This is a genomic window from Streptomyces sp. NPDC057638, assembly GCF_042800315.1.
GTDB lineage: Bacteria > Actinomycetota > Actinomycetes > Streptomycetales > Streptomycetaceae > Streptomyces.
On sequence record NZ_JBHVHF010000598.1, the window covers coordinates 1 to 1,478 of the forward strand.

Below are 1,478 nucleotides of genomic sequence, written 5' to 3' on the forward strand. Positions count from 1 at the left end.
AGGCGGCGGACGGCGGCGGTGATGGGGCCGTAGGTGGAGCCCCAGCCCAGGACGAGGACGTTCGCCTGTCCGTCGGGGTCGTCGACCTGCAGGTCGGGGACGGTGATGCCGTCGGTTTTGGCCTGGCGGGTGCGGACCATGTGGTCGTGGTTGGCCGGGTCGTAGGAGATGTTCCCGGAGCCGTCCTGTTTCTCGATCCCGCCGATGCGGTGTTCCAGTCCGGGGGTGCCGGGCACGGCCCAGGGGCGGGCCAGGGTGCGGGGGTCGCGTTTGTAGGGCCAGAACACCTCGCTGCCGTCGGGCAGGGTGTGGTTGGGGCCGGTCGCGAACTGGGTCCGCAGGTCGGGGAGGTCCTCGACGTCGGGGATCCGCCAGGGCTCGGAGCCGTTGGCGAGGTAGCCGTCGGAGAGCAGGAACACCGGGGTGCGGTAGACCAGTGCGATCCGGGCCGCTTCCAGGGCCATGTCGAAGCATTCCCCGGGGGTGGCCGGGGCCACGATGGGGACGGGTGCCTCCCCGTTGCGCCCGTACATCGCCTGCAGCAGATCGGCCTGCTCGGTCTTGGTCGGCAGCCCCGTGGACGGCCCGCCGCGCTGGATGTCCACGACCAGCAGCGGCAGCTCCAGCGACACCGCCAGCCCGATCGTCTCCGACTTCAGCGCGACACCCGGACCCGAGGTGGTCGTCACCGCCAAAGCGCCGCCGAACGCCGCGCCCAGCGCCGCCCCGATCCCGGCGATCTCATCCTCCGCCTGGAACGTGCGCACCCCGAAGTTCTTGTGCCGGGACAGCTCATGCAGGATGTCGGAGGCCGGGGTGATCGGGTACGACCCCAGATACAGCGGCAGCTCCGCCCGCTGCCCCGCGGCGACCAGCCCGTACGACAGGGCCAGGTTCCCCGACATGTTCCGGTACACCCCCGGAGCGAACGCGGACGACGCCGGCGCCACCTCATAGGAGACCGCGAAATCCTCCGTCGTCTCCCCGAAATTCCAGCCCGCGCGGAACGCCGCGATATTCGCCTCCGCGATCTGCGGCTTCCGTCCGAACTTCTTCCGCAAGAACGCTTCCGTCCCCTCCGTGGGACGGTGATACATCCAGGACAGAAGACCGAGCGCGAACATGTTCTTCGACCGCTCCGCCTCCTTCCGCGACAGATCGAACTCCTTCAGCGCCTCGATCGTCAGCGTCGTCAGCGGGACCGGATGCACCCGGTAGGCGTCCAGCGACCCGTCCTCCAGCGGGGAGGCCGTATAGCCGACCTTCGCCATCGCCCGCTTCGCGAACTCGTCGGTGTTCACGATGATCTCCCCGCCGCGGACCACATCGGCGAGGTTCGCCTTCAACGCGGCCGGGTTCATCGCGACCAGCACATCCGGCGCGTCACCCGGGGTGAGGATGTCATGATCCGCGAAATGCAGCTGGAACGACGACACCCCCGGCAGCGTCCCGGCAGGAGCACGGATCTCCGCCGGGAA

At 69.4% G+C, this 1,478-nt stretch carries 1 protein-coding gene; it reads right to left on the minus strand.

Features of this window, described 5'->3' with window-relative positions; genetic code table 11:
- Positions 1-1,478 (minus strand): 2-oxoacid:acceptor oxidoreductase subunit alpha (locus ACFVIM_RS35090; protein ID WP_384310422.1); only part of this gene is annotated, 1,478 nt, incomplete at both ends.